Origin of the sequence: Corallococcus sp. CA041A, from assembly GCF_003612075.1 — a bacterium.
Taxonomy (GTDB): Bacteria; Myxococcota; Myxococcia; order Myxococcales; family Myxococcaceae; genus Corallococcus; species Corallococcus exiguus.
Map to the genome: position 1 here is coordinate 21,060 of NZ_RAWF01000115.1, position 8,876 is coordinate 29,935.

The window sequence follows — 8,876 nt, forward strand, 5'->3', positions numbered from 1 at the left end:
GACTTCAGCCCTCCGAGGAGCCACCACCCTCACCACCGGACTTCGGGGGCGGCGCCAGCGCGCTGAACGGCTTGAAGGTCAGCTCGCCGGGCAGGCTCTTGGGGTCGCGGGGAGGACGGTCCTCGCGCGGCGGACGCTCGGCGCGGGGCTCGCGGGGAGGACGGTCCTCGCGGGGAGGACGGTCCTCACGCGGCGGACGCTCGGCGCGGGGCTCGCGAGGAGGCCGCGGCGGACGCTCCGGACGGGCCTCCTGGGTCGCGGGGGCGGCAGTGCCCTCGCCGGCAGGAGCGGACGGGCCCTTTTCGGCGCGCGCCTTGCGCTTCTCCTCGCGGTGCTTGCGGCGGCCGCCCTCCACCGGAGCCCGGCCGCGGCCGGTGGGCACGAAGCCCTTCCAGAGCGAGCGGTCGTACGCGCGCAGGTGGTCCGTCCAGCGCTCGTTCGGGTCGCGCTGCATGGCCTCCACCCACGAGGAGATGCGCGCGTCGAGCGAGCTGAGCGTGTCGACGATCTGCGCCTCCAGCGTCACCGGCACCTTCGCGCCGGACGTCCCCTGGGAGATCGCCAGGTGCGTCAGGTGCTGCTCCAGGAGCGGCGGGAAGCCCGGGATGCCCAGGGTCTTCTCGCGGATCTTCTGCGCGGCCAGCACCGCGTGGCCCACCAGCCGGCCCTCGTCGGAGGTGTCGAAGCCCTTGTCGGACGCCCCGTCGCCGCCCTTCATCACGTCGTGCAGGAACGCGCCGGCCAGCAGCAGGTCGCGGTCCGCCATGGGGTAGTGGTCCGACACGCGCAGCGTCAGGCGCATCACCGACAGGACGTGCTCGGCCAGCCCGCCGCGCCACGCGTGGTGCACGCCCTTGGCCGCGGAGGCCACCGGCAGCGCCGCGGACACCTGCGCGTCGTCCAGGAACGCCAGCAGCAGCTGCTTCACGAACGGGTCGTTGACGCGCTCGGTGATGAGCTCACGGATCTGCCCCACCGCGCGCGGGCCACCGCCGCCACCCTCGTGGCGCTCGGCCTTGCCTTCAGCCTGCTTCGCGTCGCCGGACTTGGACTCGGACTTCGCGTCGCCGGACTTGGACTCGGACTTCGCGTCGCCAGACTTCGCGTCGCCGGACTTGGACTCGGCCTTCGCCTCGGCGGGCGGGGCGGGGGGCGGCTCGAACTCCTTGGGGTCGAGCGGCTCTGGATCCAGGCGCTCCACGGCCTCCACGACGACCTGGGTGCGGCCGTGGAAGACGATGACGCTGCCCTGCACGAGGACGAAGTCACCGCTCTGGAAGGCGGGCTCGAGCGCGTCCACCTTGTCGAACACGCGCGCGTCCACCGTGCCGCTCTTGTCGGCCAGGGACAGCGACAGGAACACCTTGCCGCTGCGCGCGTTCACCTTCTCCTTCTTGGTGACGCGGAAGACGGTGTTGACCCGGTCCTTCTCGCGCAGGTCCGCCGCGTACACCTTGCGGACGGTCTCGACGGAAGCCTCCGGGGTGGAAGAGGTCGCGGCCTGGGATTCGTTTTCGGTTGTCATCGCGGCGCGGACACTAACACCGAGGAGGGCCCGTCGAGGGCGAAACAGCACGGGCTTCAGCTCACCTCGAGCGCCACCGCCTCCAGGTACTCGGCCCCTGGGGAGCCGACCGGCGCCGGGTGGTCCGGCGGCAATCCCATCCGTACCAGCCGGAATGCGATGCGCGCCTCCTGCTCGCAGGCCGTGGCCACGCACTCCGTGAATGAGCCCAGCGCCAGCGGTGGGTGATAACCGACCACGAGCAACCGTCCCCCATGGCGGGTGCGCCGCAGGGCCAGCCGCACCTGTTCGATGAAGTCCTCCTCGGACGCCACCCCCAGCGTGTCGAGCAGCACCAGGTCGAAGGTGTCCTTGAGGGCCCGGAGCACGGCCAGCGGCTCGCCCTGTTCCACCGTCACCCGGCCGAGCAGCCCGTTGGCCTCCGCGTTCTCCCGCGCCAGGTCCGCCGCGTCCGCGTTGCCGTCGAAGGCCAGAATCTGCTTCGCCCCATGTCGCCCCGCGTGGACGAAGAGGCCGCCCACGTTGCACGCCACGTCCAGCACCCGGTCCCCGTTGCCGGTGCGGCTCAGGAAGCGGCGCAGCTCGCGGTGGTCGTACCCGTAGCCCGTGCCCCGGCCGTAGGTGAGGTCCACGGTGAAGCGCGCGCCCATCTCCAGCAGGCGGCACCAGCGCGGCGGCGTGCCGTACATCACGTGCGGGCGCTGCGCGGGCAGACCCAGCGCCTTTCGCCGGAGCGTGTCGTTGCGCAGCAGCACGGAGGCCGCCCCCGTCACCTCTCCCAGCGTGCGGGTGATTTCCTCCTGCCGCGCGTCCATGGAGCGGGTGAGCGTCTGGACGACGAAGTGCTGATCATACCGGTCCACGATGAGGCCCGGCAGCCCGTCCCCGTCGTCGTTGACGATGCGGCAGAAGCGCGGGTCGTCCACCAGCCGACCGCGCCGCTCGAAGGCGTGGCGCACGTGGCGGGGGATGAGGCCTTCCACGGACTCGTCCGGCAGGCCCAGGCGGCGCACGGCGTACGAGGCCTGGAGGTCCACGTCTCCCAGCCCCAGGACATGCCCGTCCTCGTCCTTGAGCTGCATGGGCGTGCCGGGCTGCGGCTCGCCCTCCATGGAGACGATGTCCTCGCGGCGCAGCCAGGGGGCGCCATGGCGCAGCTTGCGGGCGGCTTCTCGGGACAGGTAGGTGCTGAGCAAGGTGCGGTCCTCCTCCAGCGCGATGGAAGGCGCCCTGCGGGGTGCCTTCCATCAAACATGGGCCGTGTGGGGCCTGCTGGCGGCGAGGGCCGTGCCGCTGCCCCGGAGGGCAGGGGAGTAAGCGTCGCTAGAGGACGGGCGGAGGCCGCTTGTATGCCTTGAAGGACACCCGGGTGAGCATTCCGCTGACCACCAGGGCCAGGGCAATGCCCATCATCCGGACATTCCAGTTCGTGCCGGTGAAGAGCAGCACGAGCGCGAGCACCCCCGCCGCCACCGCGCCCACCACCGTGAGCGTCTGGGCGCGTTTGGACATGTCCTGGCCATGGGGCTTCTTCGCCCGGGCCAGGACGGGCAGCGAGGACGCCTTGCGCCACTTCTCCGCGCCGTCCTCGCGCACCTCGTCGTCCGGGTCCACCAGCCCCTGCACATAGGCGCGCTCGATGTCGCCCAGCGAGGGGAACATCAGCTCACCATCCGGAGTGCGCACGCGGTACGCCATGGGTCTTCCTCCCTCCCGGCCTACCCTGCCCGGAAGGGGGCGGGAACCTCAAGCCAGCTCGGTGGCAATCTGCTCAGCGGCGCGCAGTCCATCAATGGCGGAGGACACGATACCGCCCGCGTAGCCGCAGCCCTCACCGACCGGGTACAGGCCGCGCATGGACACGGACTGCAGGTCGTCTCCCCGGGTGATGCGCACGGGGGAGGACGTCCGGCTCTCGATGCCGATGAGCTTTCCCTCGTCGCTGATGAAGCCCTTCATCTTCCGGTCGAACGTGCGCAGCGCCGCCTTGAGCGACTGCGTCAGCCGCTCCGGGAAGAGCTTGTTCAGGTCCGTGTGCGCCAGGCCCGGGCGGTAGCTGGTGTCGCCCGGGTCCTTCTTCACGCGGCCGGCCAGGTAGTCCGGAATCGTCTGTGCGGGCGCGAAGAAGCGGCCTCCGCCCAGCTTGTAGGCTTCGCTCTCCCAGTGCCGCTGGAACTCCAGGCCCGCGAGCGGCCCGTGGAAGCCCTCGCGCGCGAAGTCCGCGACGGACACCGACACGACGATGCCCGCGTTGGCGAACTTCGCGTTGCGCCGCGAGTTGCTCATGCCGTTGGTGCACTGCAGCCCCTCTTCGGTGGGCGTGGGCACGACAATGCCGCCGGGGCACATGCAGAACGAGTAGACGCCGCGCACCTCGCCGTCCACGTCCAGGTTCTCCGCCAGCTTGTAGTCCGCGGGCGGCAGCTTGGAGTGCTTCGCCGCGGAGCCGTACTGGATGCCGTTGATCAACGACTGCGGGTGCTCCGCGCGGAAGCCCAGCGCGAAGGGCTTGGCCTCCACGCTCACTCGGCCGTCGGCGGCGAAGCGCTCGTACAGTTCGCGCGCGGAGTTGCCCGGCGCCAGGATGACGCGGTCGCTCTCCAGCGTGCGCCCGTCCGCCATCTTCACGCCCGCGATGCGGCCGTCGCGGTAGAGCAGGTCATCCACGCGCTGCTCGAAGTGCACCTGGCAGCCGCCCGCGATGAGCTCGTCGCGCAGCTTCGCCACCGCGCCGGGCAGCAGGTCGGAGCCGATGTGCGGCTTGCCCTCGATGAGGATCTGATCCGGCGCGCCGTACTTCGCGAAGGCTTCAATGACCTTGCGCACCATGGGGTGGTTGATGCGCGTGGACAGCTTGCCGTCCGTGTACGCGCCCGCGCCGCCCTCGCCGAAGTTCATGTTGCTTTCGCGGTCGAGCGACCCGTCGCGCATGAGCTTCGCCACGTCCTTGCGGCGCGTCACCACTTCCTTGCCGCGCTCCAGCAGGATGCTGCGCACGCCGCGCTCCAGCAGGCCCAGCGCGCAGAACAACCCCGCGGGTCCAGTGCCGATGATGAGCGGCAGCTTCTCCGGCTCCTTCACGCGCACTGGCATCTCCGGCGGGGGCGGGGCCTCGCTCACGTCCGGGGGCAACCGCGGCGCCTTGCCGCCCGGGGCCAGCTCCACCTCCAGCGTGTAGATGTAACGCGGGCTGCCCTTCTTGCGCGCATCCAGCACCGAGCGCACCACCCGCACGGAGGCGAGGTCGCTCCGGGTGACCCCCAGCTTCTCGGCGGCGCGCTGGCCGAGCAGCTCCTCCGGCTCGTCCAGCCACAGCCCGATGTTGTTCACCCGGTACGCCATTGTGTTCTGACTCCTCGGTGGTGGGCGCGTATGTGCTCCACCCCCCGGAGGGAATGCAAGCACTTGAAAAGACAAGATGCCCCGTGGGGTGGGTGCGTACCCGCCGTTACACCCGGCAACGCCGTTCCAGGCAGGGCGGACGTCCGGGTGCGTAACCCCCTTCGCACCTTCCACGTTCCGTGCCGTCCATTTCCGGGCTTCAACCCCTCAGGACTGCTGGAGAATCCGTTTGGAAGAGAACGGCTGGCACGGAGGTTGAAGACCGGACTCCCACGCAGTTGCGGCGCCGGACAGTTGGCGCCGATTCCGGAGGCAATTCCCGTGAGCACCGACCAGAAGGGCACCCGCATCCTCGCGCGCACGTTCTTCAACCAGCTGCGCGCAAGCGGTTACACGCCGCACCAGGTCATCGGCATCGCGACGGAACTCCTCGAGCTCGTGACGACCGACCTGAAGGAAGGCGACAAGGCGGTCGCCGCCGCCCAGTCGACGCCAGCCCCCGACTCCGGGGCAGGCTTTCAGCAGCGCGTGTAGCCCGTTAGAATCCAGCGCATCAACCCTCCGCGGGTGAGCGGGCTCCGGACTGGTTCCGGGCGCCCCACCCGCGAGGTGACGGGGGGCTCCAGAAAGATTCGCAAGAACGCTGTCGATCTCCGGCACGCGCGTTCGTCGCCACGGTGAGCCGCCATTCAGGGCCGGCTCGAACCAGGGGACAGACGATGCGGGTGATGGTGTTCATGATCGCCAACGAGGACAGCGAAAACGCCGCGCCCCCCACGCCCGAGGCATTCGAGGCGATGGAGCGGTACACCGAGGAACTGGTCAAGGCTGGCATCCTGGTGGCTGGCGCCGGCCTCAAGCCCTCCTCCGAAGCCAAGCGCATCGCCTGCGAGGGTCCCGGCCGCACGGTCATGGACGGGCCGTTCACCGAGACCCGCGAGCTGATCGCCGGCTTCTCCATCTGGAAGGTCAAGGACATGGACGAGGCCGTGGCCTGGGCGAAGCGCTGCCCCAACCCCATGTCGGGCCGGAACGTGATCGAAATCCGGCCGTTCTTCGAGGCAGAGGACATGGCCGAGGCCCTGTCGACCGATGCCCAGACGCGCGAGAAGCTCGGCGTCGCCTGAGACCGTCGGTCGCCGTTTCTTCGTGGCCGTGCGACGCGCCGGGTCGTCCTCAAGCCTTCAGGGCTGGGGGTGGCGACGGCGCTCGCGGGCGGCGGCGGCGGCGATGACGAGCAGCGCGGCGGTGAGCGCGGTGAAGACGAGGCTCGCGGACGTGGGCGCCGTCAGCGCGAGCAGCCCCAGGGACAGCAGGAACGCGAGCGCGTCCACGGCGGCGGGCCTCGGCTGAGGCAGCACGAGCACCGTGGCGCACGCGGCCAGCGGCACGCCCAGCGCGACCTGCCGGAAGATGGCGTCGGTGTTGGTGCGCACGGTCTCCCAGTAGTTGATCAGGATGGCGGCGAAGATGACCACCGTGCCGCCCGCGAGCACGAGCACGCCCGCGGCCGCCGCGTCCTTGGTGAGCCGGGCCTTCTCGTCGAACTGCTGCACGGCCAGGTCCACCAGCTGCTCCAGCGCGCTGTTGAGGATCTCCGCGAAGAAGATGAGCAGCACGCAGAAGATGAGCGTGACCTTCTCCGCGAGCCCCAATGGGATGCCGCTGCCCACCAGCCCCACCAGCACGCCGGAGATGAGGTGGATGCGCATGTTGCGCTGCCAGGCCACGGTGTGGATGAGCCCTGCCCACGCATGTCCGAACGAGGCGAACAGGCCGTTGCTGCGGCGGGAGGGAAACTGGGGACGGGGGGTTACAGGAACGGTCATCGGAAGGTGAAGGGGTGGGCAGGCTAGCACCCACGGGTCCGATTGAAGCGGGGGAGTGAAGGGGTAAGGTCGGTCGCGTGATGCGAACGTTCCTTTCGTCCTGGTCGCGCTCGCTGGCGCTGACCCTGCTGTGCACCTCCGTCCTCGCTCATGCGCAGGGCACTCCTGAAGCTTTTGAAGGCGACGACCTGGGCCTGGAGCCGCCGGGTGTTCAATACCTGCCAGCTCCGGCGCCCCGGGCGCACGAGCAGCGCCGCCTGTCGCCGGACGCGCCCGCCGTGGTGCGCCGTGAGACGCGAGCCGCGAAGTCCAACGTGAAGACCGCGGGCGTGCCGCAGACACGGCGGGGCGAGGGCGCGCTGTCCGGCAAGGTCATCTACCTGAGCCCGGGCCACGGCTTCTATCGCGACAACGGGCTGAAGCGCTGGGCGACGCAGCGGCCCAACACCTGGGGCGTGGTGGAGGACTTCATCTCCGTGGAGGTGGTGTCGCAGGAGCTGCAGCCCATGCTGATGGCGGCGGGCGCCACGGTGGTGTCCGTGCGTGAGACGGACCTGAACCCGCTCATCGCCACCGTGGACAACGGCGGCACGGGCTACGTGGAGGACGGAGACGCCGCGCGCTTCCACGCCTCCACGCAGAAGGGCTGGGCGCCTCCGCCCGTGCCCATGGGCAACGGGGTGGAGCCCTTCACGCTGGGCACCACGCGCACGCTGGACACGGCGGCCACCTCCACCGCGAAGGTGACGTGGACGCCGGACGTGCCGGCGGACGCGGCCTACAACGTCTACGTCTCCTATGGATCCGACCCCACGCGCGCGACGGACGCGCACTATGTGGTGAAGCACGCGGGAGGGGAGAGCCACTTCCGAGTGAACCAGCAGCGCCACGGCGGAACGTGGGTGCTGCTGGGGCGCTTCTACTTCAAGGCGGGCCAGCACCCGGAGTCCGGCGCGGTGGTGCTGGAGAACGACTCGGCGCAGGGCGCGACGCTGTCCGTGGACGCGGTGCGACTGGGCGGTGGGCGCGGCCTGATGGGCGACGCGGCGCAGGGGCCGCTCTTGCGTCCGCGCTTCGAGGAGAGCGGGCGCTACCACGTGCAGTACAGCGGAGCACCGTTCAGCGTGTACGCGCCGTCGGGAGCCAACGCGCTGTCCAACGAGCGCAACGCGGACGTGACGTCCCGGCCGCGCTTCGCCGCGTGGCTGCATGAGGAGGGCGAGGACGCCGTCTACGTCGCGTGGCACACCAACGCGGGTACGTCCGGCACGATTCGGGGGACGGAGGCCTACGTCTACGGACCGAACCCGGTGGACGGCACGCTCAACTTCACCGGCGTGAAGGGCGGCGACGTGCTGGGGCGCGCACTCTTGTCCCAGATTGAAACGGACCTGAAGCGCGAGGTGGATCCGAACTGGCGGGTGCGCAGCCTGCGCTCGGCGAACCTGGGCGAGGTGAACCCCACGCACAACCCGGAGATGCCCAGCGTGCTCCTGGAGATGGCGTACCACGACAACACGACGGACGCGGCGAACCTCAAGGAGGCGCGCGTCCGCCACGTGGCCGCGCGCGCCATCACCCAGGGGCTCATCAAGTACTTCGCGACCCGCGACGGTGCGGCGGTGCACCTGCCGCCGGAGACGCCGGGAGCGGTGGTGGCGCGCAACGCGACGCCCGGCGCGGTGGAGGTGAAATGGACCGCGCCTCCGCAGGTCGCGTCGGAGGAAGGACGCGACGCCCCCACGGGCTACCGGCTCTATCAGAGCGCGGACGGCTTCGGCTGGGACGAGGGCACGGAGATCCAGAACACGTCGGCCACCGTCACCCTGTCGTCCGGCACGCTGCGCTACTTCCGCGTGGCCGCGGTGAACGCGGGCGGCGAGTCCTTCCCGTCCGCCACGGTGGGCGTGCGGGTGGGGGACACGGCGCCGGTGCTGCTGGTCAACGCGTACGAGCGCCTGGACAGGACGGTGGCGTGCGGCGAGGAGCTGGAGACGCCGTACGACCTGGAGGCCCCGCTGCGCGTCTACCTGGAGGCGATGAACGACGGCAGCTACCTGCGCCAGCACGGCGCGGCGTTCGCGCAGTCAGCGGTGGCGTTCGACAGCGCGACGGGCAACGCGGTGGCGGCGGGGCTGGTGTCGCCCGCGGGCTACCGGCTGGTGGACTGGTCCACCGGG

General features: G+C 70.5%; 8 protein-coding genes. 3 read left to right on the forward strand and 5 right to left on the reverse strand.

Annotated features, from left to right (window positions below; all coding sequences use genetic code 11):
* Positions 1-4: 4 nt before the first annotated feature.
* From D7V77_RS21115 to D7V77_RS21130, 4 genes are all read right to left on the reverse strand, one after another.
* A complete protein-coding gene (locus D7V77_RS21115) occupies positions 5-1,525 on the reverse strand; it encodes an HD domain-containing protein (protein ID WP_120578094.1) in 1,521 nt (506 codons plus the stop codon).
* 56 nt (positions 1,526-1,581) lie between these two features.
* Positions 1,582-2,721 carry a class I SAM-dependent rRNA methyltransferase gene (locus D7V77_RS21120; protein ID WP_120578095.1) on the reverse strand — a complete coding sequence of 380 codons (1,140 nt, stop codon included), beginning with the start codon at positions 2,719-2,721 and terminating at the stop codon, positions 1,582-1,584.
* A 127-nt stretch (positions 2,722-2,848) separates the two neighbouring features.
* Positions 2,849-3,223 carry a hypothetical protein gene (locus tag D7V77_RS21125; protein ID WP_120578096.1) on the reverse strand — a complete coding sequence of 125 codons (375 nt, stop codon included), beginning with the start codon at positions 3,221-3,223 and terminating at the stop codon, positions 2,849-2,851.
* Between the two features lie 48 nt (positions 3,224-3,271).
* Positions 3,272-4,867: an NAD(P)/FAD-dependent oxidoreductase gene (locus D7V77_RS21130; RefSeq protein ID WP_120578097.1), complete on the reverse strand. Its 1,596-nt coding sequence runs from the start codon at positions 4,865-4,867 to the stop codon at positions 3,272-3,274.
* A gap of 321 nt (positions 4,868-5,188) precedes the next feature.
* On the opposite strand from D7V77_RS21130, the gene D7V77_RS21135 reads away from it, so the two are divergent.
* Positions 5,189-5,401, forward strand: a complete 213-nt coding sequence (locus D7V77_RS21135; protein ID WP_167548470.1) for a hypothetical protein — start codon at positions 5,189-5,191, stop codon at positions 5,399-5,401.
* 194 nt (positions 5,402-5,595) lie between these two features.
* Complete coding sequence (locus D7V77_RS21140; protein WP_233597132.1) at positions 5,596-5,994, forward strand: YciI family protein; 399 nt, start codon at positions 5,596-5,598, stop codon at positions 5,992-5,994.
* A gap of 57 nt (positions 5,995-6,051) precedes the next feature.
* Here D7V77_RS21140 and D7V77_RS21145 read toward each other — a convergent pair whose 3' ends face one another.
* Positions 6,052-6,696 (reverse strand): diacylglycerol kinase family protein, encoded by a 645-nt coding sequence (locus D7V77_RS21145; protein WP_120578100.1) that lies wholly within the window; start codon positions 6,694-6,696, stop codon positions 6,052-6,054.
* Positions 6,697-6,776: 80 nt separating this feature from the next.
* Here D7V77_RS21145 and D7V77_RS21150 point away from each other — a divergent pair.
* On the forward strand, positions 6,777-8,876 hold a 2,100-nt coding region (locus D7V77_RS21150), incomplete at its 3' end, for an N-acetylmuramoyl-L-alanine amidase (RefSeq protein ID WP_120578101.1).